The sequence below is a fragment of the Clostridium thermarum genome (assembly GCF_006351925.1).
GTDB lineage: Bacteria > Bacillota > Clostridia > Clostridiales > Clostridiaceae > Clostridium_AU > Clostridium_AU thermarum.
In genome coordinates this window covers 1,296,328-1,322,097 of the sequence record NZ_CP040924.1, presented here as the reverse complement: position 1 = coordinate 1,322,097, position 25,770 = coordinate 1,296,328, and the positions used below count along the sequence as shown (strand labels likewise).

At 37.2% G+C, this 25,770-nt stretch carries 24 protein-coding genes; 1 reads left to right on the top strand and 23 read right to left on the bottom strand.

Annotation, left to right across the window (positions count from 1 at the left end; genetic code table 11):
• Positions 1–8 precede the first annotated feature (8 nt).
• The 13 genes from ppdK to rpsU form a co-directional block, all read right to left on the bottom strand.
• On the bottom strand, positions 9–2,645 hold the full coding sequence (gene ppdK / locus FHY60_RS05825) for a pyruvate, phosphate dikinase (protein ID WP_139904078.1): 2,637 nt from the start codon (positions 2,643–2,645) through the stop codon (positions 9–11).
• Positions 2,646–2,720: 75 nt separating this feature from the next.
• Entirely contained in the window at positions 2,721–3,353 is a 633-nt protein-coding gene (gene ccpN / locus FHY60_RS05820) for a transcriptional regulator CcpN (RefSeq protein ID WP_423243587.1), read from the bottom strand.
• Positions 3,354–3,587: 234 nt separating this feature from the next.
• On the bottom strand, positions 3,588–4,238 hold the full coding sequence (locus FHY60_RS05815; RefSeq protein ID WP_139904076.1) for a DUF4342 domain-containing protein: 651 nt from the start codon (positions 4,236–4,238) through the stop codon (positions 3,588–3,590).
• Position 4,239: 1 nt separating this feature from the next.
• On the bottom strand, positions 4,240–4,986 hold the full coding sequence (recO, locus tag FHY60_RS05810; protein ID WP_139904075.1) for a DNA repair protein RecO: 747 nt from the start codon (positions 4,984–4,986) through the stop codon (positions 4,240–4,242).
• A gap of 36 nt (positions 4,987–5,022) precedes the next feature.
• The gene (era, locus tag FHY60_RS05805) at positions 5,023–5,913 is read right to left on the bottom strand and encodes a GTPase Era (RefSeq protein WP_139904074.1); all 891 of its coding nucleotides are present in this window, start codon (positions 5,911–5,913) and stop codon (positions 5,023–5,025) included.
• An 8-nt stretch (positions 5,914–5,921) separates the two neighbouring features.
• Positions 5,922–6,326, bottom strand: coding sequence for a cytidine deaminase (locus tag FHY60_RS05800; RefSeq protein ID WP_139904073.1), 405 nt, complete (start codon positions 6,324–6,326; stop codon positions 5,922–5,924).
• A gap of 61 nt (positions 6,327–6,387) precedes the next feature.
• Positions 6,388–7,086, bottom strand: a complete 699-nt coding sequence (locus FHY60_RS05795; RefSeq protein WP_139904072.1) for a diacylglycerol kinase — start codon at positions 7,084–7,086, stop codon at positions 6,388–6,390.
• A gap of 18 nt (positions 7,087–7,104) precedes the next feature.
• A complete protein-coding gene (gene ybeY, locus FHY60_RS05790; RefSeq protein ID WP_139904071.1) occupies positions 7,105–7,608 on the bottom strand; it encodes an rRNA maturation RNase YbeY in 504 nt (167 codons plus the stop codon).
• On the bottom strand, positions 7,595–9,682 hold the full coding sequence (locus FHY60_RS05785) for an HD family phosphohydrolase (RefSeq protein WP_139904070.1): 2,088 nt from the start codon (positions 9,680–9,682) through the stop codon (positions 7,595–7,597). Before FHY60_RS05785 ends, ybeY begins: the two co-directional genes overlap by 14 nt.
• Before the next feature lie 28 nt (positions 9,683–9,710).
• Positions 9,711–10,847, bottom strand: coding sequence for a sporulation protein YqfD (gene yqfD, locus FHY60_RS05780; RefSeq protein ID WP_139904069.1), 1,137 nt, complete (start codon positions 10,845–10,847; stop codon positions 9,711–9,713).
• Positions 10,847–11,131 (bottom strand): sporulation protein YqfC, encoded by a 285-nt coding sequence (gene yqfC, locus FHY60_RS05775; protein ID WP_139904068.1) that lies wholly within the window; start codon positions 11,129–11,131, stop codon positions 10,847–10,849. The genes yqfD and yqfC overlap by 1 nt, the downstream gene beginning before the upstream one ends.
• Before the next feature lie 124 nt (positions 11,132–11,255).
• The gene (locus FHY60_RS05770; RefSeq protein WP_139904067.1) at positions 11,256–11,705 is read right to left on the bottom strand and encodes a GatB/YqeY domain-containing protein; all 450 of its coding nucleotides are present in this window, start codon (positions 11,703–11,705) and stop codon (positions 11,256–11,258) included.
• 24 nt (positions 11,706–11,729) lie between these two features.
• Complete coding sequence (rpsU, locus tag FHY60_RS05765; RefSeq protein ID WP_074364434.1) at positions 11,730–11,906, bottom strand: 30S ribosomal protein S21; 177 nt, start codon at positions 11,904–11,906, stop codon at positions 11,730–11,732.
• A 310-nt stretch (positions 11,907–12,216) separates the two neighbouring features.
• Between rpsU and FHY60_RS05760 the strand changes: the two genes are divergently transcribed.
• The gene (locus tag FHY60_RS05760) at positions 12,217–13,512 is read left to right on the top strand and encodes an IS30 family transposase (RefSeq protein ID WP_139904066.1); all 1,296 of its coding nucleotides are present in this window, start codon (positions 12,217–12,219) and stop codon (positions 13,510–13,512) included.
• Between the two features lie 282 nt (positions 13,513–13,794).
• Here the strand turns inward: FHY60_RS05760 and FHY60_RS05755 are convergent, their stop codons facing one another.
• From FHY60_RS05755 to lepA, 10 genes are all read right to left on the bottom strand, one after another.
• Entirely contained in the window at positions 13,795–14,139 is a 345-nt protein-coding gene (locus FHY60_RS05755) for a histidine triad nucleotide-binding protein (RefSeq protein WP_139904065.1), read from the bottom strand.
• 24 nt (positions 14,140–14,163) lie between these two features.
• Positions 14,164–15,474 (bottom strand): tRNA (N(6)-L-threonylcarbamoyladenosine(37)-C(2))-methylthiotransferase MtaB, encoded by a 1,311-nt coding sequence (mtaB, locus tag FHY60_RS05750; RefSeq protein WP_139904064.1) that lies wholly within the window; start codon positions 15,472–15,474, stop codon positions 14,164–14,166.
• A 158-nt stretch (positions 15,475–15,632) separates the two neighbouring features.
• Positions 15,633–16,382 carry a 16S rRNA (uracil(1498)-N(3))-methyltransferase gene (locus FHY60_RS05745; RefSeq protein ID WP_139904063.1) on the bottom strand — a complete coding sequence of 250 codons (750 nt, stop codon included), beginning with the start codon at positions 16,380–16,382 and terminating at the stop codon, positions 15,633–15,635.
• A gap of 13 nt (positions 16,383–16,395) precedes the next feature.
• Positions 16,396–17,337: a 50S ribosomal protein L11 methyltransferase gene (prmA, locus tag FHY60_RS05740; RefSeq protein WP_139904062.1), complete on the bottom strand. Its 942-nt coding sequence runs from the start codon at positions 17,335–17,337 to the stop codon at positions 16,396–16,398.
• Positions 17,338–17,536: 199 nt separating this feature from the next.
• Positions 17,537–18,685 carry a molecular chaperone DnaJ gene (gene dnaJ / locus FHY60_RS05735; RefSeq protein ID WP_139904061.1) on the bottom strand — a complete coding sequence of 383 codons (1,149 nt, stop codon included), beginning with the start codon at positions 18,683–18,685 and terminating at the stop codon, positions 17,537–17,539.
• 102 nt (positions 18,686–18,787) lie between these two features.
• On the bottom strand, positions 18,788–20,638 hold the full coding sequence (gene dnaK, locus FHY60_RS05730) for a molecular chaperone DnaK (protein WP_139904060.1): 1,851 nt from the start codon (positions 20,636–20,638) through the stop codon (positions 18,788–18,790).
• A 65-nt stretch (positions 20,639–20,703) separates the two neighbouring features.
• Positions 20,704–21,363, bottom strand: a complete 660-nt coding sequence (gene grpE / locus FHY60_RS05725) for a nucleotide exchange factor GrpE (RefSeq protein WP_139904059.1) — start codon at positions 21,361–21,363, stop codon at positions 20,704–20,706.
• A gap of 42 nt (positions 21,364–21,405) precedes the next feature.
• The gene (gene hrcA / locus FHY60_RS05720) at positions 21,406–22,437 is read right to left on the bottom strand and encodes a heat-inducible transcriptional repressor HrcA (protein ID WP_139904058.1); all 1,032 of its coding nucleotides are present in this window, start codon (positions 22,435–22,437) and stop codon (positions 21,406–21,408) included.
• A gap of 193 nt (positions 22,438–22,630) precedes the next feature.
• Complete coding sequence (gene hemW / locus FHY60_RS05715) at positions 22,631–23,761, bottom strand: radical SAM family heme chaperone HemW (RefSeq protein WP_139904057.1); 1,131 nt, start codon at positions 23,759–23,761, stop codon at positions 22,631–22,633.
• An 11-nt stretch (positions 23,762–23,772) separates the two neighbouring features.
• Positions 23,773–25,578: a translation elongation factor 4 gene (lepA, locus tag FHY60_RS05710; RefSeq protein ID WP_139904056.1), complete on the bottom strand. Its 1,806-nt coding sequence runs from the start codon at positions 25,576–25,578 to the stop codon at positions 23,773–23,775.
• Positions 25,579–25,770 lie beyond the last annotated feature (192 nt).

Here is a 25,770-nt window from a genome sequence, read left to right as displayed (position 1 = left end):
TTTAATCTTTACTTTCTTGGGTTCTTAACCTGTGCCTGAGCAGCAGCAAGTCTTGCAACTGGAACTCTGAATGGTGAGCAGGATACATAGTTTAATCCTACATTATGGCAGAATTCAACAGATGAAGGATCTCCACCGTGCTCTCCGCAGATACCAAGCTTGATGTCTGGCCTTGTTTGTCTTCCAAGGTCAGCAGCCATCTTAACTAGCTTACCAACACCATTTTGGTCAAGTTTAGCAAATGGATCTTGCTCGTATATCTTTGACTCATAGTAGTGCTTTAAGAAGTTACCAGCATCGTCTCTTGAGAATCCAAATGTCATCTGAGTTAAGTCGTTAGTACCGAAGGAGAAGAATTCTGCTTCCTTAGCTATTTCATCAGCTGTAACAGCTGCTCTTGGTATTTCTATCATTGTACCAACTTTGTATTCAATTTTTCTGCCAGCTTCAGCCATAACAGCTTCTGCAGTCTTAACAACTACGTCCTTAACAAACTTAAGCTCTTTTACTTCTCCTACAAGAGGAATCATTATTTCAGGAACTATGTTCCATTCTGGATGTCTTCCTGAAACATCAAGTGCAGCTTCTATTACTGCTCTTGTCTGCATTTCAGCTATTTCTGGGTAAGAAACAGCAAGACGGCATCCTCTGTGACCCATCATTGGGTTGAATTCATGTAATGATTCTACAGTAGCCTTAAGCTCTTCGAATGTTAATCCCATTTCTTTAGCTAAAGCTGCTATATCTTCATCAGCATGAGGTAAGAACTCATGTAGTGGTGGATCCAAGAATCTGATAGTAACTGGTCTGAATTCCATAGCCTCGTAAAGACCTATAAAGTCTTGTCTCTGCATTGGAAGTAATTTTGCAAGAGCTTTTCTTCTTTGTTCTTCGTTCTTAGCAACTATCATTTCTCTCACTGCTGGTATTCTGTCTTCAGCAAAGAACATGTGCTCAGTTCTGCAAAGACCGATACCTTCAGCTCCGAACTTAACAGCAGTTTGAGCGTCATGTGGTGTATCAGCATTAGTTCTAACCTTTAATGCTCTTATTTCATCAGCCCAAGCCATGAATGTTCCGAAGTATCCAGTTATTTCTGGTTCAACAGTTGGAATAGCTTCACCATAAACATTACCAGTAGTTCCATCTATTGATATATAGTCATTTTCAGTATATCTCTTTCCGCCAACTTCGAGGTATCTTTCTTCTTCGTTAACCTTTATTTCTCCACAACCTGCTACGCAGCAAGCACCCATACCTCTAGCAACAACAGCAGCGTGAGAAGTCATACCACCTCTTACAGTTAGTATACCTTCAGCAGCTATCATACCTTCGATATCTTCTGGTGAAGTTTCAAGTCTAACAAGAACAACCTTTTCTCCTGCTTCATGTCTTTCCTTAGCTTCTTGAGCTGTGAAAGCAACCTTACCGCAAGCAGCTCCTGGTGAAGCTGGAAGTCCCTTAGCTATAACAGCAGCCTTCTTTAATGCAGATGCATCAAATGCTGGGTGAAGTAATGAGTCAAGCTGTTTTGGATCAACTTTTAATATAGCTTCTTGCTTAGTTATAAGACCTTCTTCAACTAAGTCAACAGCTATCTTTAACGCAGCAGCAGCTGTTCTCTTACCATTTCTTGTCTGTAGGAAGTAAAGCTTACCGTCTTCTATAGTAAACTCCATATCCTGCATGTCTCTGTAATGATTTTCAAGCTTATTAACTATAGCCATGAATTCATCATATACAGCTTTGTTTCTCTGTTCAAGAGTTGATATGTCTTCTGGAGTTCTGATACCAGCAACAACGTCTTCTCCTTGAGCATTCATTAAGTACTCAGCATATATTTTCTTTTCTCCAGTAGATGGGTTTCTTGAGAAGGCAACACCTGTACCAGAATTTTCTCCCTTGTTACCGAATACCATTTCCTGAACGTTAACAGCAGTTCCCCAGTTTGAAGGAATGTCATTAAGTCTTCTGTATACATTAGCTCTTGGGTTATCCCAGGATCTGAATACAGCTGTAACAGCTTCGATTAATTGAGCCTTAGGATCTGTTGGGAAGTCTTCTCCCTTTTCCTTTTTGTATAATTCTTTAAACTGTCCTACTAATACTTTTAAGTCATCAGCAGTTAAGTCTGTATCATATTTATAACCTTTTGATTCCTTCATTTCATCAAGAAGGTTTTCGAATAATCTCTTTTCTACTCCCATAACAACATCAGCAAACATTTGGATGAATCTTCTGTAGGAGTCATATGCAAATCTTGGATTATTAGTTAAGTTAGCCATAACTTCAACTGTTTCATCATTTAATCCAAGGTTTAATATTGTATCCATCATACCAGGCATTGAAACTCTAGCACCGGATCTTACTGATACAAGTAGTGGATTATTCTTTCCACCGAATTCTTTACCAGTAATCTTTTCTAACTCAGCCATTTTTGCATAAATTTGCTCAATAACTTCATCAGATATCTGTTTTCCGTCCTCATAGTATTTGTTACAAGCTTCTGTTGTAACGATAAATCCTTGTGGAACTGGTATTCCTAGTCTTGTCATACCTGCAAGATTAGCACCTTTTCCACCAAGAAGTTCTTTTTGACTTTCTTCGCCTTCGCTAAAAAGGTACACATACTTCTTGTTATCCATTCTAACACTCCTCCGATATGTATTAAATCTATATACTAACGGGACAAATTAAGTCCCGGTTAGCCCGAATTTGTCCTATTTGTTTTGCCCTAGGGCAACAAATAGTTTAGTGATATTAGTTTTAGATACTTTCCCTATGATTTTAGGGGCTTCTTTAGTACCATCGAAAACTCTTTCAATGACCGGGATACTATCTACCTCGTGTTCAATAATTCGTTGAGCCACAAGATATGCAGTATCTTCCGCTTCTACACAGACTATATTAGGCATTCGGGTCATTACTATACCTACAGGAACTTTATGAATATCGGTACTCCCAATTGCAATTTTCAAGAGATCTTTTCTTGAAGCTGCCCCTACCAATACGCCTTTGTTTTCTATAAAAAGTGTGCCAACATCATTTAAAAAAAGATGAATTATTGCATCGTAAACCGTTGTTTCCTCATTTACAGTTACCGGTTTAGACATGATGTCCTTGACCTTTATATTTGTTATGTAGTCATATAACAAATTTTTTGCTTTTTCTCTTGAATATATGTATCCTACCCTAGGTCTGGCCTCTAACGCACCACTCATAGTCAATATAGCTAGATCCGGTCTTAAAGCTGCTCTGGTTAATCCCAGCTTTGATGCAATTTTTTCACTAGTAATTGGCCCGACTTCCTTTACTATTGAAATTATTTGTTCCTGTCTAGGTGTATACCTAATAGTCTTCACCTTCTTTCAGTAAAAGCTAATTATCTATATAATACGCTATACAAATATTAATGAATTCATAGCTTTAAGAGAAAATATTTTTCAATACCTTCTCTTAAAGCTCTTATAACATATAAATATTATCTTATCACCAATCATTATATCATGTAATTATGATAAATGTATAGTAATTAATGAATTTTACGGTCTTAAAGAGATTTCATATCTATTATATACAAAATTAGTTTATTTGTCACTTTCTTCTTTGTTATTATCGTCAACTTCTTCAAAATTCACAGTGTATTTATATACATTCTCTTCTGCATTATTGGTATCTTGATTTTTACCTTCATGGTTTACTCTGTTTTTCATTTTATCTTTAAGGTCTTCTGCTACTTCACTGATTACTTCCTTAACTTCTTCCGCAACTCCACCAAGTTTTTCGGTAAAGCTGTCTATTTTTCCTTTCATATCTCCCATGGTATCTTTGATATACTTGTTTACAACTTCAACTGTACCATCTTCCTTTGTAATTTCCACTGTAACCTTAGTTACAACAGCACTTACCACTCCGATGGCCAAGAGCGGAACAGATAAAATCGCGGTCAAACCTGTTACTGCGAGCCCTGCTGTAATAGGCAAGTCAACTAGAACCTTATCATCTTTTTTAATTCTGATTCTTGTTACATTTCCCTTGTTGACTATATCTTTTACCCAATTGATGAATTCTTCTTTTGTCTGATAGAAGCTACCTTTGTTTTTACTGTTGTTTTCAATGAAAACAATTGCTTCTAGCACATCACCATTGCATACTTCCAGGGCTTCCTTAGCCACTGTGTATGAAACTCCCGTTCTGTCTCTTATCATGTCTACTTTCTCAAGAGTAATTTCACTCATTTTATTCACTCTCCTTTATAAAATCAAGCATTTGTAAGCTTTTTGGTATCCTTGAATAATTATTTGAAATAAATAGTTGAAGGGTCTTTTTTATTTCTCTCTTTATGTTTTGCGGTACAGTTAATCTATATACCTTTTCTAAGGGTATATTATTAAGAAACTTTAAAACCTTAAATGCAGGTTTGCTTATACTTATTCCATCAGTTTTTGGACATTGGTCACACACTCCTCCAAATTGCTGTAAGCTTATATAACTGCACTGTTCTATTTTTTTTCTGCATACTCCACAAGTTTCAAAATTGATGCCATAGCCCGTATTGTTTAAAACATTAAGTTCATATGCCCTCAGTAATATTTCGTCATCTACCGCCCTGCTTTTCAGCAGATAAAGAGAGGATACTAAGGTTTTAAATATATCTCTGTTACTTTCTTCATCTACCATGGATATATCAACCAACTCACATATATAGGAGCCATAGGTTAAGGTATCTAAGTCATTTAACAGAGCTTGAAAGGATTCTATAGTTTTCCCCTCACTCAAAACATACATACTCTTACCCCTAAATACAGTATACTCACCAAAGCAAAATGGGAGAGTAATTGAGAAAAGCTTACTTTTACTTTTTTTGGCTCCCTTTGCAATAGCAGATAGCTTACCGAGCTTATCGGTAAAAAGCCATACTATCTTATCATTTTCTCCAAAATCTGATACTTTTAATACAACTGCTTTACAATTAATTACTGACAGAAAATCATCCCCTAGTTCTGTAAAAGAAAATCGTCTCTACTTCTTAAAGTCATAACCCAAATCTTTTAATAAAGCAGGATTATCTCTCCATTCTTTTCTTACTTTTACCCATATATTCAAGTTCACTTTTTTCCCTAAAAATCTTTCTATATCTGCTTTTGACTGTTTTTTTATCTTTAAAAGCATTGCTCCGTTTTTTCCAATGATAATACCTTTATGAGATTCCTTTTCACAAAGCATATTTACTTCGATATTAATTCTATTATCTTCCTGCTCTTTAAAGGTCACTATTTCCACAGCAATTCCGTGTGGAACTTCCTCAGATAAATTCCTAAGAGCCTTCTCTCTTATCATCTCGGTAATGATAAATCTTTCCTGTACATCCGCTACCATTTCTTCCGGATAGTACATTGGACCCTCAGGAAGGTTATCGGTTATAAGCTTTAACAAGGTGTCTACATTCTTACCTTTCAGTGCAGAGATTGGTACAATCTCATCAAAATCGAAAAAGCTACTATAATTAGCTAGAGTCTGCGCAACTCTTTCCTGCGTATTCTCATCTATTTTATTCAGAACCAAGAAGACTTTCTTATCTATCCCCTTTAGCTCCTCAAGGATCATTGCATCTCCTTTGCCAATCTCATCATCGGGATTTGTCAAAAACAAAATGAGATCAACATTCTTCAGGGTATCTTTTGCGCTTTTTACCATTATTTCACCAAGCTTGTGTTTGGGCTTATGCAAGCCGGGAGTATCAACAAATATTATCTGATAATTCTTACTGGTCAAAATTGTATGTATATTGTTTCTTGTGGTCTGAGGCTTATTTGATACTATTACCAACTTTTCGCCCATCAATTTATTCAGTAATGTAGACTTACCTACATTGGGTCTTCCTATTATTGTTACGTATCCTGATTTAAACATTAGTTTATCTACTCCTTATTCAGATCCTTTTTTGTAAATGCCCCCGGGATTATATCTTTAAGTCTTTCTACTACATAATCTTTCTCATTCTTTGCTAAAATAATTTCTATATTTTCATCTTTAGCAAACTCCAAAAATACCTGCCTGCATATTCCGCAAGGATAAGTATATGAATTAAGATCACCTACAATCGCAATAGCGGTTATAGTCCTAGATCCCTCCGATACAGCCTTAAAAATGGCAGTTCTCTCCGCACAGTTTGTTGCGCCGAAGGATGCATTTTCAATATTACAGCCCGTATATACTTTGCCATCTTCAGTAAGCACCGCTGCACCTACATTAAAGTTAGAATAGGGTGTGTATGCCATTTGTCTGGCTTTTAAAGCCTCTTTTATCAATGTCTCATGATTCATATTGAACACCTCGTTGTATAAATTATAACATTAAATGAAATCTTTGCAATGGTAAGAAGGTTCAGCTAAAAACTCTGAATATAAAAAGCGTTAGTAATGTGCCAAAGACCGCTCCCATCAATACTTCTAATATGGAGTGGGTTTCTGTATCCACCCTGCTTTGTGCTACAATAAAAGCCAGCAGAAAACTGAGCATTATAGAAAGTGGCTCCTCAGTTATCAAAGCTATTGTAGTAGCTATAGAGAAAGCTAATGCACTATGACCACTGGGCATGCCACCTCTTAAAGGTGTGCCTTCTCCGTAGATAGCCTTTACTACTATAGTAGCAATAGACACTATTACCAAAACCAGAAACATCATATATGGATTCGATTGCTTTACCTTAGTTATTACGCTGAAGGTGATATCTGTTAACTTATCCCAGAAAATTATATAGCCGACGATAACTGCATTTATTGCAGTTACAAGTACAGCCCCGGCTGCAGTGTTCTTCGCAATTTTTGCCAAAGGATGATAATAATTTGTGGTAGCATCAATTGCACTTTCTACCGCTGTATTTACAAGTTCAGCAGCTATCACTATGGTAATAGTGATTGTCAAAATAAGCAGTTCTACCTTGCTTAGATCATAAAAGAAACAAGCTGTTAATACCAACAGGGCTACTGCCATATGAATTCGCATATTTCTTTGAGTTCTTACTGCATATATTATCCCCTCTATTGCATAATTAAAACTATCCACAAGCTTCCTTATTTTCATAATCTCTCCTCAATGCCTTTAATCTCTATTGATATTGAATCTAGAAAGTATATATTCTTCTCTTTCCCTCATTCTTAACTTATCTTCTTCTTGCATATGGTCATAACCCAAGAGATGAAGTACGGAGTGTATTATCAAGTAAGTAAGCTCTCTTTTAAAGGAATGGCCGTAATCTATACTCTGCTCCATGGCCCTTTCAAGTGAAATAACGATGTCACCGAGAACCAGTTCTACTCCATCAAGCATACTGCTATCAAAATTATTATCGGTATAAACTTCTTTATATACCTTTCCACTGGGATAATCCAGCATTGGAAATGACAAGACATCCGTTACTTTATCAATTCTTCTATGCTCCCAATTAATGCTTCGTATCTCCTCATTCTCTACCAAAAGTACGCTTATCTGATAGCCGCAAGTGACTCCTTCCTCCTTTACAGCAAAGTCAATTACAGCCTTTAGCAATTCTTCTGTTTCACTGTCCCACTTAATTTTTCCCTGTCCATTCTCAATGTAAATCATTTTTTATCTCCTCGGCTTTAATAATTTTGTTTTCTTCAGGATATTCTATTCTTTGATGATAGAGACCTGTCAGCGCCTTAAGAAAAGCCTTTTTTACTTTTTTCAACTCGTATAAGGTCAAATCGCAGCCACTTAACTGTCCATCATTTAGTTTATCCTTAAAAATATTATTTACCATGGTTTCTATCTTTTCTATAGAAGGCTCTTTTATAGATCTAACGGCCGCTTCAACGCTATCAGCCAGCATGACTAGAGCTGTCTCCTTCGCCTTAGGAATAGGTCCAGCATACCGGAAATCTTCTTCCTTAACATCCTCTATATTTTGTGCATTATTTCTCATTGTTATATAAAAATATTTAACTAAGGAATTGCCATGATGCTGGGCAATTATATCCTGTATAACCACCGGTACCTTGTATTCCTTTGCCAACTCCAGTCCGTCTTTTACATGGGATGTGATGATCATGGCACTCAAATTTGGAGCTATCTTGTCATGTGGATTATCCATGCCCATCTGGTTTTCTTTAAAGAAGTAGGGTCTTTTTATTTTTCCCACATCATGATAATAAGCTCCAACTCTTGCAAGAATTGAGTTAGCACCGATATCTTCCGCAGCCACCTCTGCAAGATTGGCTACCATTACACTGTGATGGTAAGTCCCCGGCGCCTCAATAAGCAGTCTCTTTAACAAGGGCTGATTAGGATTTGCAAGTTCAAGCAATTTCATGGCAGTAACAATATCAAAGGTAAATTCAAAAAATGGCAGCAAGCCAATTGTAAGTACTGCAGCAGTGATACTACCTACTGAAGCAAGCCCCGCTCTTTTCAATACTTCGAGATAGTTATTGCTTAGTAGAGTGCCTATGCAGAAAGTACACACCACATTTACTATGACGATTACTGCCGTAGAGTAGAATATGTCGTTTCTTGCCTGCATCTTTCTAAGCACCACAGCTCCTATCACTGTATTGACTACTGCAAGGATAACGGCTTCAATATTAAAACCTACACTACCGCTTATCAGTATCACATTCAGAATATTTATGACCAGAGATATCTTATAATTTACCAGCAAGGTCATCAGCAGTGGTATGCATGCAAAGGGAATAAGATAAGGTGAAATTATCCCCATAGTCCTTGAGATTATCACGGATACGCAGCTTAATAAGTTTATAAGCAATATAATTTTGTTATTATCAAACACTGATCTATAAAACTTATAAATATAGTGCCACTGAAAAATCATGATGCCCAAGAGGAGTACCGTCAAGCTGATATAAAGTCTCAACTGTATGGCTGGGTTATCATTGAGCAAGCCTAGATCAGTTAATATCTGAATTTGTCTCACCGTAATTGGCTCTCCATATTTAACTATAATCTGATCTTTTTTTATCATTACAGGCTCGACATCTTTGATAGCTTCTTTTTTTAGCTCTTCTGTCTTTTGTTCATCAAAAAAGTAATTCGGCTTTATTAATTTATATCCAATACTTATACCTAAGACTTTTTGATTACTTGATAAATTTGAACTGTTAAATCTGTTTTTTAACTCCTCTTGGGTTCTGGTTGTATGTTCAGTCTTGCTTTCGATTCTACTGTTATCATAAATATCTTCAAAAACATCAACAAGATATTGTTGTAGTGTACCAACCTCATTATCCTGCAGGGCCACTAGCCCAACATACTCTTCTTCAGATAGGAGTATAGGAGATTTTTCCTTCAATTTCTCCACTTTGGCTTCATCTTCCACAAGCAGTGACTTTACACCTCTAAGTGCAATAAATAGGGAATCTATAGTATTGATGATATTTTCTTTTACCTCATTGTCCTTAGTATATTGAGGTTCCACTTGCTCTTCCACTTGCCTATACTTTTCTTCAGTAGCTACCCTATCCTTCACTTCCCTGGGTGCTTTTATGTCATTCTTAGCTATCTCTCCTACCTTAACGGAATACTTGGGAGACACTACTGCTGTCATCAGGGTAAAAAATAATATTACAAAAGTTAACAGGAAAATTAAAACTTTATATATTCTATTGAGTTTATCACTTTTTCCTGAATTGTATTTCTTCATTTATGCACCTTCTCCTATACCAGAATCTTCATCTGGCTTTTTGTTCTTGCGCTATATCTATTTCCACCACAAACACAACCCTGATCTTTAAATTGTTGCCGTTCTGCTCACTTTCCACAATAGTATCCTTTAGCTTGGCAGATTTATCAAAGGATTCCATGGTTTTCTTGTGCAGTTCTTCTACTGTACTATCCACCACTTGTTTTTTATCCAGTTCAAATTCAACTGCTTTTGTTTCTTTAAAAATCTCTCGTTTTATGTAACCTTTATTATCTATTATTTTATCATAATTGGTAAATTTATTTAAACCTTTTTTTAGATATATTTTTTTTCCCAATACTTCAATATAGCTATTTTCAACCGTTCTTCCTGTGGCCTCATACCTGATACCCTTTATTTGCATTTCCCTTTCGTATTCGTAGAAGGTATTGGCCATGACTTGTCCTTTAGCATGTACCGGGTATACAGCTCCTTCCTTGCCTTGTTCACCCTTTATAAGTATTTGTCCCTTCTTAACCTTGTCTCCCGCCTGTACCACCGGTGTACCAGCTGTTGAAAATATTCTTAAAATTTCTCCGTCTTCCTTTGCAATTACATCACAGGGCTCATTGTCTTCTACTATCTCAGGTGGTGCAACCCTTTCCCCTACAATTATTTTTAGAGTGGACCCTTCAATTCTTGCTCTAAAGTACATTATGTCATCTGCATCCTTCATAACCCTATCCTCTAATTGCTTCACATTGATCTTACTTTTAGCTATGCCCGGCTTTATGCCATAGCTGTACAACCTCTGCCTTATTTCATAGGGGCTTATGTACTTATCTGCCGTAATGTCTATAGACCACATAAAGGTAGAAAGATACAAAATTGCTAAAGCGAAAAATGCAACACCGCCTACCAGGGAAAAATGTCTCTTAATCTGAAACAAGTAAAAGAACAGTCCTTGCCTGCCTATAATCCTTACCTTTGTTTCCGTCCTCTTGCATATATCTTTTATCTTATCATAATCTCTGATATTGATTTCCATGGTCATTGTCGTAATGTCGACGCGGGCAATATTTTTTACCATTATCTCATTCTTCCAAAGTAAGTTAATAAACCTTTCAGGAATTCTAGATTGTATTTCAATTTCTATAACGCCATTATAATACTTGGATAACCTCATTATAATGTCCCCTCATAGAGTATAGCTCTAAATTTTCCACTGATTGTGATAGTGCTTCCTCCCAAAAATAAAATCTCAAACTTTTCTCCTGAAATTGATATTAGACCTACATTAGAATTTACCTTTATCTCTTTTTCATCAAACAAAACAATGCCCTTATGATTTTCTATTGTGATTTCATTATTTCCTGTTACGCTTATCTTTGGAATGTTTAAGACTACATCCCTAGGCAAATCTAATTGATGAGCCAAACTTTCCCTTGCCTTATTTATCTTGTCTTCCACAATTTCACCTCAAAAAATTTCTTTCATACTAATTTATGAGAAGTCAATAGAATAAATGACAAGGCAGTCTTCAAAAAAAGTAATAAAGGAATATCCCTACGGATATTCCTTTTCACACTTTAAATTATTTACTCAAATGCTCTTTAACTATGGTACTAACTACTTTACCGTCTGCTCTGCCCTTGGTTCGTTCAATAACCGCTGCCATCAGTCTTCCCATATCTTTCATGCTATTTGCACCAACTTCAACGGCTGCCACTCGTACTATTTCATATATTTCATCTTCACTTAACTGCTGAGGAAGGTAACTTAACAAAATCTCAATTTCGGCTTTCGCCTTATCAACAAGGTCCTGTCTGTTTCCTTTTTCAAATTCAGCAATAGCTTCTCGCCTTTGCTTTACTTCCCTAGCTAAAATTTCAATGATAGTTTCGTCATCAACACTGGCAGCTCCTTCATTCTTTTCAACTTGAAGAATGGCTGCTCTAGCAGTACTGATGGTATCTGCTCTGAATTTATCCTTAGCCTTTAAAGCTTGCTTCCAATCATCCTGGAGTCTTTCTTTAAGTGGCATCTCGATACCTTCTTTCAAAGAGTTCTATTTGAATTTTCTTTTTCTTGCTGCTTCAGACTTCTTCTTTCTTCTTACGCTTGGCTTTTCATAATGCTCTCTTTTTCTAACTTCAGAAAGAACACCAGCCCTTGCGCATTTTCTCTTAAATCTTCTTAAAGCACTTTCAAGAGTTTCATTTTCTCCAACTTTTATTTCTGACATCTATTATCCCTCCCTCCGCTAGCTCTATCTTATCAAATAATAAAATCAGCCTTTGGGTACAAATAACACAGTGAATATTATACATTATATGATGACAGACTGTCAAGAATTTCATTAATAATGACTTTTCTTTTATTATTGCCACTTTAATTGCAAAAGTAAATTCCACCTCTCTAGGTGGTAAGAGTGGATTTTAATTCTACAAATATGAAAGAGTATAGAGAGTGGAATTTAGTAATACAAAATATTATTATATTGATATATGCGTCATTACAGTAATCCTTGCTTGGTAAGGAAGGAGTTTTTCATTATGGCTAAATTCAAACACTTTACGTTAGAGGAAAGAGTCTCTATTGAAATAATGCTTAAAGCCTCCCTTTCTTTCAAAGCAATAGCCCGAGAGCTTGATCGAGATTGTACAACCATTTCCAAAGAGGTTAAAAATCATATCATGTACAAGCGAACAGGTTCTTACGGTAGACCTTTTAACAACTGTATTCATCGTTTAACTTGCAACCATACATATCTATGTGAGAAATCACATTGTAGAATTCGACGCTGTCGCTTTTGTTCAGATTGTTCAAAATTCTGTTCTGATTACAAAGCATATACTTGTCACTTACTCTCTAAGCCACCTTATGTGTGCAATGGATGTGCTAGCCTTACAAAATGTACTCTGGAGAAAGCAATCTATAATGCTTCCTATGCCCATGATGAATATGTACTTCGTCGTTCTGAGTCACGAAGCGGCATAACTATTTCTGAGGACGAGATTAAACGTCTTGATAAAATCATAACCCCACTCATTCAAAGAGGTCAATCTATACACCATATCTGCGTTAATAACAGAGACCTTATCATGCATAGTGAAAAATCAATCTACAACTATATTGATTACAATCTTTTCTCCACAAAAAATATTGACCTTCCAAGAAAAGTTGTTTATCGTCCAAGAAAAAAGCTTAAAAATCATTTTAAAGTGGATAAGTCCTACAGAATTGGACGCACATATCAGGATTTTCTTGAATTCATGAAGGAAAATCCTGATACTCCAGTAGTTGAAATGGATTCTGTTGAAGGTACTAAAGGTGGTAAGGTGTTGCTCACTATCCATTTCGTTGATTCTCAGTTTATGCTTGCTTTTATTAGGGATGCAAACACTTCACGTTCCGTCATAGATATTTTCGAAAATCTTTATTTGGAACTGGGGCCTGACACTTTTCTAAAACTATTTCCTGTCATTCTAACTGACAACGGCAGTGAGTTTACAAATCCAAAGGCTATCGAGTTTGATAGGCAGGGAAACCGCATAACACGCATCTTCTACTGCGACCCTTCAGCGCCATATCAGAAAGGTGCTGCAGAAAACAACCATGAATTGATCCGGAGAATTGTTCCTAAAGGCCAGAGCTTCAACTCATTTCAACAGAAGGATATCTCATTGATGATGAGTCACATTAATTCTTATTCAAGAAAAAAGCTGAATGACCAGTCTCCATACTCGGTATTCAGCTTCCTTTACGGCGCTAAAACGCTCGCAAAGTTGGATTCAGAACTCATCAAACCAAATGAGATTATCATGAATCCGAGTTTATTAAAATATTAACCTACTCAAGCAGGGATTACCGCTGGCGCTTAAGTTAAAACTTTTTCAATGGGTGGAATTTACCTTTGCAAAAAAAACGGAAAATATTCACCCTTTGTTTGCTATACCCAAAATCAGCTGAAATCTGCTTGAGCTACTTAAATTATACCTCATTTTTGTCTAAAATAAGCAAAAAATTACTCTTATAACCAAAAATCTTATCTAGTATCGATTTTACGGTGGAAGTTAATTCTACAAAGTGGAAGTTAACTTTTCAATTCACCTTTATTATTGCCATAAGTCTTAGCCTGGAGGCCATTTTAATGATCGTCCTCCTAATAGATGGTAATGAAGATGCCGGACTGTCTGTCCCGCATTTTCCCCACAGTTGGTAACAACTCTATAGCCATCTTCTGCAACACCAAGACTGCTTGCAATTTTCTTTGCAGCAATGAATATTTCACCTATTATGTTTACATCCTGGTCCTCTATATCATTTACACTGGCTATATGCTTTTTCGGTATAATTAATATATGTACAGGTGCACCAGGATTGATATCTTTAAATGCCAATACATTAGCACTTTCAAAGACCTTCTCAGCAGGAATTTCACCTGAGGCTATCTTGCAAAAAATACAACCTTCCAAATCTGTCACCTCCTTTATTCCATATTATACCTCTAAGGATGCTCCATATGCAAATTCTTCTTTTGCTCCTATAATTTTTGTAGGAATTATTTTCCCGATAACATCCATATATTCAAAAGGAGTAACCACCTTTATATAGTTTGGAGTATAGCCTTCATAATATTCCCCTTCAATTGAAGATTTTTGCTCATACAGAACATCCATTTCTCTTTGTATTAAATTTTCTATGAAGTGCTTTTCATTAATTCTGTTAAGTTCTATAAGCAGTGAGCTTCTTCTTTCTTTTTCCTGAGGGGTTACATCATCCTTAAGTTTAGCCGCAGCGGTTCCTTTTCTTGGACTATACTTAAATACATGAGTTTTGGTCAGCTTCAAATCCTTTAAAAACTCATAGGTGGTATTGAATTCCTTTTCGGTTTCTCCCGGGAAGCCAACTATTATGTCCGTAGTTATAGATACATCCTTTATCCTCTTTCTGAGCTCTTGAACAATATTTCTGTATTGGTGGGAGTTATATCTTCTGTTCATGCGTTTTAGAGTTTCATCACAGCCACTTTGCAGGGATAGATGGAAGTGAGGACACAATTTGTCTAACTTTGATATTCTATCCATAACTCCTTCGGTAAAAAAGGTTGGGTCTATGGATCCAATTCTTATTCTCTCGATGCCGGGCACCTCATTGATTTGTTCCAAAATATCTACCAGAGTCACATTACTGTCTAAGTCCATGCCATAGGACGCAATGTGGATGCCCGATAAAATTATCTCTTTAAAACCATTTGAAGCAAGTTCCTTTACCTCTGTAATAATCTTTTCAGGGTCCTTACTGCATACCCCTCCACGAGCATAGGGGATTAGACAGTAGGAGCAAAATCTATTACACCCATCCTGTATCTTAAGAAAGGCTCTGGTCCTATCCTGATAGGTTTCAATTGTTAACTCTTCATACTTGTTATTTCTTAAGACGTCTTTAACTTCTACTATCTTGTTTTTCTCATCCATAGCCCTGTTTACCCAGTAGACTATGTCTCCCTTGTTTCTGCTGCCTAGTACTACATCTACACCCTCTATTGAAGCTACTTCCTCCGGTGCCACCTGGGAATAACAACCCACTACTGCAATTATTGCATTTCCGTTGGTCCTTCTGGCACGGCTGATCATCTGTCTGGATTTTTTATCTCCCATATTTGTAACCGTGCAGGTATTTATAACATATACATCCGAATAGTCATCAAATTTTACTACTTCATATCCATCTCTGATAAATTTCTCTGTCATTGCCTCAGACTCATATTGATTGACTCTACAGCCCAAGGTGGCAAACGCTACCTTCATTAGTATTCCCCCTTTTGTTCAATTAAAAATTAATAATGAGTAATGAGTAATTGTGGTGAATTTTTCTCCGCTTCGCTGCGAAAAATCTTCTTTTTATAATTTTGTAGTAATTCAGGTCAGCTGAATTTCATCCATCATTACTTATTACTAATTACTCATTAGATAAGGCCGCCCAAGTCCCCCAGTTCGTATTGTAAAAGCGCAGCAGTCACTATTCCTGCGGTTTCCGTTCTCAATATTCTCGGTCCCAAAGTTACTATGTATCCGCCTATGTCCTCAAGGCACTTAATTTCGTCTTCTTCAAAGCCGCCCTCCGGGCCTATGACCACTGCTGCTGACTTCACTTCCTTCTGAAGGCTTTTACACATTTTTTTGATACCAAAGCCTTCTTGATTCTCATAGGGTACTACAACTATATCATAGTTTTTTAAGATAGTCAGCAAGGATTTGAATTCTATAGGCTCGTTTATTTCCGGAATCAATGTCCTTTTGCTCTGTTTGCAGGCTTCTAAGGCTATTCTTCTCCACCTGTCCGTCTTTTTAAACTCCCCAAGTTCACTTTTTACAATTACTCTTTCCGTTATGATGGGAGTGATCTTATTTATTCCTATTTCTGTACCCTTTTGTACAATATAATCCATCTTAGCTGATTTAGGTAAACCCTGGTATAAGTCCACTTTCAGATTGCTCTCATTGTTTATATCCATAGCTTCTATGATATCAATAACCACAGTGCTTTTATTTACATCATGGATACGGCCTAAATATTCTTTACCTTGTGAATTGTTTATGATGACTTCATCGCCGGCTTTAAGTCTTAATACCTTGTAAATGTGTTTTACGTCATCGCCATCAATGACCGCTTTTTCGTTACTTATAGCGTCTGGACTGACAAAAAACTTATGCATATTACTTCCCCTTCTATAAGTATTCTGCAGTTATGCAAACCCATTCTCCGTCATACATGGTTTCTTTGATTGTAAAGCCGGAGCTTATAAGTTTTTCTACTACCATGCTTTCTCTTTCTTTGATTATACCAGAGGAAATAAACAATCCACCGCTTTTTAAGAATTCCTTAACCTGATCTATCAAGATTACAATTACCTCAGCAATAATATTGGCCACAATAAGGTCAGCCTTGCCTTTTACAACATCCATTAAGTTTCCATGAAGAATTTCTATATTATCAAGCTTATTGTACTCTACATTCTCCAGGGCGGAGTCTACCGCCACAGGGTCCAGGTCTACTCCTACAACGTGTTTAGCTCCCAGCTTGGCTGCCGCAATAGCCAATATTCCGGAGCCCGTTCCTATATCGAAAACCTCACTATCCGGCTTTACATGCTTTTGTAGTGCCAATATACACATCCTTGTAGTCTCATGAGTACCTGTACCAAAGGCCATACCTGGGTCAAGCTCTATTACCATCTCTCCGCCTTCCGGAGTATACTCTTCCCAAATAGGTTTAATTACAATATTTCCCCCTATTTTTGTGGGCTTGTAGTATTTCTTCCAATTGTTAGCCCAATCTTCTTCTCTGACTAACTCACATAAAACAGTACCTTCACCGATATCAAAGCCCATTTCAACTAATTCTTGAAGTTTTTCCTTCACATAGGCTGTCAATTGCTCTTCATCTTCAGTTTCATTGAAGTATCCCTTTACCACGGCAGCCTTTCCACCATATTCTAATATATTTATGTCAGCAAAATCCCATGTAAGCGGTCCTTGTTCCCTGTTTAATATATCATTAGGGTCTTCAATGGCTACCCCCTTTACGTCCATACCGTAAAAAATCCCTGATATAGGCTCAACTGCTTCACTTTTTGTTATCACCTTAACTTCATACCATTTACCGTTCATCCACTTATCCTCCAACTTTTTAATTAGTAATTAGTGATGAGTAATGAGTAATTAAGGAGGCTTTTTCTTAGCCAGCTAAAAAAAAAGAACCATAATTACTAATTATTAATTATATTATAGCCATTTTGTTATATAAAACTACACATAAAGTTCAGAGAAAAACTCCCTGAACCTTATGTGCTTACTATTTCAACTGTTATTATTTTTCTTTTCCGAAGATTTTCCCCATAAAGGAGCCGTTCTTTTTCCCGTCTTTTCCTTCTTCATATTCTTCTCCGCTTGCTTCCATAAAGAGTTTCAGTGCTTCTTTCTGCTTTTCGTTTAATGTCTTTGGTACATCCACTATCACCGTGACAAACTGGTCTCCTCTTCCTGCAGAATTAACTCTTGGGACACCTTTACCTTTAAGTCTGAATATGGTTCCCGGCTGAGTTCCTTGGGGTACTGAATACTTTACGTCACCATCTACCGTAGGAACTTTTAATTCGGTTCCCAGGGCAGCTTGGGCAAAGCTTATATGGGCATCGATGTAAATATCTACACCTTTTCGCTTAAATACAGGATGGGAACCTACCTTAAGTCCGATGTATAAATCTCCTGGAGGTCCTCCGTTAGAGCCGTGCTCACCTTGTCCTCTCAATGGAATTACGTTATCATTATCAACACCGGCAGGTATATTAACTTTAATCTTTCTATTCTTTCTCTCCTTGCCCTTACCCTTACATGTCGGACATGGATCTGTTATTAATTTTCCTTTTCCACCGCACTTATCGCAAGTAGACATACTAACAAAACTGCCTAGGGGAGTGCTTCTTTGTGATCTGATTTGACCGGTACCTGAACACTTATCACAGGTCTTTGGAGATGTTCCCGGCTTAGCCCCATTTCCGTGACAAGTTTCACAGGTTTCATGTCTATGAATACTTATTTCCTTTTCTACACCAAATACTGCTTCTTCAAAAGTAAGCTTGAGAGTTACTTCTATATCAGAACCTCTTTCAGGCGCATTGTGTCTTCTTCTATTACCGCTGGAAAACCCTCCGCCAAAGAAGGTATCAAAAATATCTCCAAAACCACCCATGCTTGAAAAGTCAAAGCCACCATCGAAACCACCGAAACCACCTTGGAAATCTGTTGTACCATACTGGTCATACTGTGCTTTCTTTTCAGGGTCAGACAGAACCTGATAAGCTTCATTTATTTCCTTGAACCTTTCCTCAGCTTCTTTATTCCCCTGGTTCTTATCGGGATGGTATTGGATTGCTAGCTTTCTGAAGGCTCTTTTTATCTCTTCGTCACTGGCACCCTTCTGTATGCCCAGTACCTCGTAGTAATCTTTCTTCGCCATCCGTTTTTCACCACCTACAACAATCTCAACCTTTATATTATATACTTAAATCTAAAATAGGGAAAGGGTAATTTCTCCCTTCCCCTTATTACATATTTCAAATTATTTGTCATCTACTTTAAAGTCAGCATCTACTACATTGTCATCCTGACCACCGGCATTTCCACCAGCATTGTTTGCCCCCATATTGTTTGGATCAAAACCTTGTCCTTGTGGATTTGCATTAGCATATAGTTTGGAAGATATTGCGTAGAATTCTTGAGTAAGCTCTTCTGTCGCTTTCTTGATTGCTTCAACATCATTGCCGTCTTTAACTGCCTTTAATGCATCAAGCTTACTTTCAATCTTAGCCTTATCTTCAGCGGATACCTTGTCACCTAGTTCCTTTAAGGTCTTTTCTGTCTGGTAAGCTATCTGGTCAGCATTGTTCTTAGCTTCAATAACTTCCTTTCTCTTTCTGTCTTCTTCAGCATATCTTTCTGCTTCTTTGACAGCCTTATCGATTTCTTCATCACTCAAATTAGTTGAAGCTGTAATTGTAATATTAGCTTCCTTACCTGTTCCCTTATCCTTGGCAGTAACATTTACAATACCGTTGGCATCTATGTCAAAGGTAACTTCAATCTGTGGAATTCCTCTTGGAGCAGGAGCTATACCTGATAGTGTGAATCTGCCAAGAGTCTTGTTGTCTGCTGCCATCTGTCTTTCACCTTGAACTACGTGAATTTCAACGGAAGTCTGGCCATCAGCAGCAGTTGAGAATATCTGGCTCTTTCTTGTTGGAATAGTAGTGTTTCTTGGAATTAATGGAGTTGCAATTCCTCCCATAGTTTCTATACCAAGTGTCAATGGAGTAACGTCTAAGAGAAGTATGTCTTTAACATCTCCAGTTAATACTCCGGCCTGAATAGCTGCTCCAACAGCAACACATTCATCTGGGTTTACACCCTTTGAAGGTTCTTTTCCGGTGAACTTCTTAACAGCTTCTTGTACTGCAGGAATTCTTGTAGATCCACCAACTAATATAACCTTATCTATATCGCTTAAGCTTAGCTTAGCATCATCTAAAGCCTTTCTCATTGGTTCTATAGTTGCTTCTACTAAGTCATGAGTGATTTCATTGAACTTAGCTCTTGTTAGGTTCATATCAATGTGCTTTGGACCAGTAGCATCTGCAGTTATGAATGGAAGGTTTATGTTAGTCTGCATTGAAGAAGATAACTCTATCTTTGCCTTCTCTGCTGCTTCCTTCAGTCTCTGAAGAGCCATCTTATCTTTTCTTAAATCTATGCCATGATCAGCCATGAAAGTGTCTGCGATGTAGTCCATAATTCTCTGGTCGAAGTCGTCTCCACCAAGCTTTGTATTACCGTTTGTAGCCTTAACCTCGAATACTCCGTCACCTAATTCAAGAATAGATACGTCGAAGGTACCGCCACCAAGGTCATATACAAAAATCTTCTGATTTGTTTCAGTCTTATCAAGACCATATGCAAGTGAAGCAGCAGTTGGCTCGTTTATTATTCTCAACACTTCTAAGCCTGCTATCTTTCCTGCATCCTTAGTTGCTTGTCTTTGGCTGTCATTGAAATATGCAGGTACAGTGATAACAGCCTGAGTTACAGGTTCACCTAAGTAAGCCTCTGCATCAGCCTTGATCTTCTGAAGGATCATAGCAGAAACTTCTTGAGGAGTATATTCTTTTCCATCAATATTTACTTTATAGTTAGTTCCCATATGTCTCTTTATGGATATTATAGTTTTATCAGGATTAGTTATTGCTTGTCTTTTTGCTACCTGTCCAACCAGTCTTTCTCCATTAGCTTGGAAGGATACTACTGAAGGTGTAGTTCTTGAACCTTCTGCATTAGCTATTACTACCGGCTCTCCTCCTTCCATTACAGCTACACAAGAGTTAGTGGTTCCAAGGTCAATTCCTATTACTTTTCCCATTTACGTTTTCCTCCTTAAAATTCAAATTTAAAAATATCTATCATCGATAATCTGATATATAATTTCTAATTAGCTACCTTAACCATGCTGTATCTTATTACCCTGTCGCCTCTTTTATATCCCTTTTGAAATACCTCAGCCACCACATTTTTGCCCAGACTTTCATCCTCCACATGCATTACTGCATTATGTAGGTTAGGATCAAATTCTCCGTCTGTAGATATTTCTTCAACGTTAAGTCTGCTAAGAGAATCATTGATCTGCCTTAGGGTCATCTCGATACCTTTCTTTAAATCATCAATACTGCCTTCTGCCTTTGCAGCCCTTTCAAGATTATCAAAAATAGGTAATATTGTCTTTAAGACATCTATGCATGCGTCAGTGTAAATTCCTTCTTTTTCTTTAGCTGTTCTTTTTCTATAGTTATCATACTCTGCAGAAGTTCTCATTAAGCGGTCTTTCAAAGCTTCCAGTTCATTATTCAGTTTAGTAATTTCATCCTTAAGTTTAAGGTTTTCTGCCTTTAGATCTTCACAGCATTTTTCCTTTTGAGCCTCTTCCTGGGCCTCATCTTCGCCTTCTATTCCTTCAAACTCCTGATCTTCTTTTACCTCAGCCTCTGCAAGGTTTTCTTCTGTATTAACATCCTCTTCAGTGTTAACCTTCTCTTCATTCTCGCAGCAGTTGCAAATTTCTTCATTGTCTATGTTTTTCTTCTTTGCCATACCACATACCTCCATTCTAATCACTCCACACAAAGGCGAACTTTACCAATCATCAAAGCTAGTTAAATTCTTATTCAAAAGTTCGGTGACCTTATTTAAAAGGGAGATTACCTTTGAATAATCCATTCTTGTAGGTCCTATTATTCCAATAGTCCCCAAGGGTTTATCACCAACACAATAAGCCCGGGCAACTACGCTGTAGTCCTTTGCCTCAGGGATATAATTTTCTTCGCCTATGCTAACGGTGGTATTCTTAGTGGCAGGAAGAATTTTCTTAACACTTTCCTTGTTATCTACAAAAGTAATAAATTCTTTAGCCTTATCTATATCACTGTATTCTGCATAACGAAGAATGTTGGTCTCTCCCTCAGTAATGACATCAGAATTTTCCACTTCATTCAAGCAATCATATAAAGCCGGAATCATTTCATTAAAGATGTCATCATAGCCATGAAGGTCTTTCTTAATGTTGTTAATGACCTCCAGATTAATTCCTTCCATGGTTAAATTCTTTAATCTTGCATTTAGCATATTATTAAGTTTAAGAAGCATATCTGAATCTATAGGTCTGTTGATCCTTATTATATTGTTTTTGATAATTCCGCTGTCAGTAACAATTACCATCAGTATGCTTCCAACATCAATATTGATTAATTGAATTGTCTTTAAGCAGCTCTTCTTAACAGAAGGAGTCTTTACTACACAAGTCAGGTGAGTTAGTTTAGACAATACCACACTAACCTGTCTCATTATTTTATCTACTTCAAACAAAGCAGCATTTAGAAGCATGCTTCTGATGAAGAGTTCCTCTTCAGCAGTTATCTGGTGAGCTTTCATCAACTTATCAACATACAACCTATAACCTTTGTCCGATGGTTTTCGTCCCGAGGAAGTATGGAGCTGCTCAATGTAGCCCATTTCCTCTAAATCTGCCATCTCATTTCTTATAGTGGCAGAACTAACTCCAAGATCGTACTTCCGTGCTATAGTTCTTGAACCAACAGGTTCGCCAGTGCTTATATAGTCATTGATAATGGCATGAAGTATTTTTAGTTTTCTATCATCAAATTCCATACACTCACCTCTTTGTTAGCACTCACCGTCAATGAGTGCTAATGACTACGATTTAAAAATAACATTATCAATTTCCTTTGTCAACCATACTTATAAATTAATATAATGTCATTATTCATAATTAACATATTTTATAAAATGATTTCTACTTAAATCTCAATTTTACGCCGTATTATTATGACTTGTATATTTCTCACTGCTTATCCAGTATAAAGTCACTCATTACCGTATTTGATAGCTGAATGCCACTGTGGTTCAAGACTATAAAGCCATTTTTTCTTTCCAGCAGCTTTAGTTTTATATATTTTTCTATTACTTCTCCATATACTGAACCTATATCAACTCCAAAACGTCTGCGGAATTCTGCTTCCTCAACACCGGATAACATTCTTAATCCCATAAACATATATTCTTCCATTTCATCCACAAGAGAATTTTTATTACTCTCTATTGCAGATAGCATGCTCACAGAAACCGCTTTTATATATTTTTTGATATTCTCTTCGTTTCTATACCTTATGTCCCTTACATAGCCGTGAGCTCCTGCTCCACACCCGATATAATCTCCCAGTGTCCAATACACTATATTGTGTCTGCATTCATAACCTCCCTTTGCAAAATTAGATATTTCGTATTGGGCATACCCTTTTTTCTCTAAGAGTTCTACGGCCTTCTCATACATTGCTCTTTCCTCATCTTCTTCCGGAAGTTGAAGTTTTCCCTTCTTATAAAGTTCACCAAAGGGAGTATCCTCCTCTACAATTAAGCTATAACAGGAGATGTGCTCAGGTTGAAGACAGGTAACAGCCTCTATGGTATCCTCTAAATCCTGTTGTTTCTGTGTTGGCAGTCCAAACATTATGTCTACATTCACATTGTCAAAGTCCATTTCTCTAATTAGGTTGTAACTTTTTACAAAATCTTCAACGGTATGGATTCTGCCAATTTTTTTTAATAGATTATTTTGCCAAGCTTGAAGCCCAATACTTATCCTATTGACACCCATGCTCTTAAGGACTTTTAATTTATCAACATCAATAGTACCGGGATTACATTCTACGGTGAACTCTGCACCCGGTTCCAATCTCAGCCTTTCTATGGTGTTTTTCAATAATTCCCATGCCTCTAAAGACAAATAGGTGGGAGTTCCCCCACCTATAAATATTGTACTTATACTCTTATTTATACATTTTAAAAGTATTTCGTCACAGAGAGCACGGGTATATTCCATCATCATACTTTCAGAACCGCTGTAAGAGCAAAAATCACAGTACATACATTTACTCTTACAGAAAGGAATGTGTATATATAATGCTATGCCCATTAAACAACCTCCTATTCAACCTTTAACACAGTCATAAAGGCTTCCTGCGGTACTTCTACAGAGCCAACCTGGCGCATTCTCTTTTTACCCTCTTTCTGTTTTTCAAGCAGCTTTTTCTTTCTTGATATGTCACCGCCATAGCATTTTGCCAATACGTCTTTTCTTAAAGCCTTAACGGTTTCTCTTGCAATTATCTTTGAACCTATGGCTGCTTGAATAGGAATTTCAAACATCTGCCTCGGAATTATTTCCTTTAATTTTTCAGTCATGTTTCTTCCCTTATTATATGCACGTTCCTCAGGAACTATCATCGATAAGGCATCCACTATATCTCCGTTGAGAAGTATATCCAGCTTAACAAGCCTTGTTTGCTTATAGCCTTCAAACTCATAATCCAAGGACGCATAGCCTCTTGTCCTTGACTTCAGGGCGTCAAAGAAATCATAAATTATTTCGTTTAATGGCATGATGTAATTTAAAACCGCTCTGGTAGCTTCAATATAATTCATGTCAATAAAGGTTCCTCTTCTGTTCTGACAGAGATCCATAACAGCACCTACATAATCTGATGGTGTAATTATTGATACCTTAACCACCGGCTCCTCCATAAACTGTATTTCTGTAGGGGCAGGTAAATTTGTAGGATTTGTTATTTCTATTACTTCACCATCGGTCTTTGTAACCCTATATATAACGGAAGGGGCAGTAGTTATTATGTCTATGTTGTATTCTCGTTCTATTCTCTCCTGGATAATTTCCATATGAAGAAGTCCCAGGAAACCACAACGGAATCCAAAGCCCAAAGCCAGTGAGGTTTCAGGTTCAAAATGGAGGGCCGCATCGTTAAGCTGCAGCTTTTCCAAAGCTTCCTTTAATTCCTCATAATCTGCTCCATCTACCGGATATATTCCGCTGAACACCATCGGTACTGCAGGTCTATAGCCCGGCAGAGGTTCACTGGCCGGATTGGCAGCATCGGTAATTGTATCTCCTACTCTGGCGTCTCTTACATTTTTTATAGAAGCTGTAAGGTAACCCACATCTCCGGCTCTTAACTCTTCTATTGGCATAAAGCTCGGTGTAAACACACCAACCTCAGTAACTTCATAGAGCTTTTCTGAAGCCATAAGCTTAATCTTTGTGCCAACCTTAACGCTGCCTTGTTTTACTCTTATATAGCAGACAACACCCTTGTAGCTGTCGTAATAAGAGTCAAAAATCAGGGCCCTGAGCTGTCCGTTCTCATCTCCCTCAGGAGCAGGTAATTTTTCAACTATAGCCTCTAAAACCTGCTCTATGTTAAGTCCGGACTTTGCAGATACCATAGGTGCATCCTGCGCATCCAATCCTATGATGTCTTCAATTTCATGCTTAACTTCTTCCGGTCTGGCACTAGACAAGTCAATTTTATTAATTACCGGAAGTATCTCAAGATTATGATCTAAGGCCAAATAACAATTTGCCAGTGTTTGAGCCTGTATTCCCTGTGTAGCGTCAACCACCAGTATGGCTCCTTCACAAGCAGCTAAGCTCCTTGAAACCTCATAATTAAAGTCTACGTGCCCTGGAGTATCTATTAAATTCAATATGTATTCCTGTCCGTCTTTAGCCTTATGTATCAATCTAACAGCCTGTGCTTTGATTGTAATTCCTCTTTCTTTTTCCAGCTCCATATTATCAAGGATTTGCTCTTCCATTTCTCTCTGAGTTAGAGTACCGGTCATCTCCAATAATCTATCTGCTAAGGTGGATTTTCCATGATCTATGTGTGCAACAATACAAAAGTTTCTGATATGTTTCTGCCTTTCGCTCTGCATAATATACTTCCCAAACCCATGGGGCACAGGAAGATCTTCACCCCCATAACTAAAATATACAAAATACTAACATGATAATTGCTGAATTTAAATAAAAAATAACTAGTCTTAATCTATTGTCTCCAGAATCAAATTAAATTATATCACAGGCCCCTCTGATTCTGTCAACAACAAGCGTATTTCAATTTATTA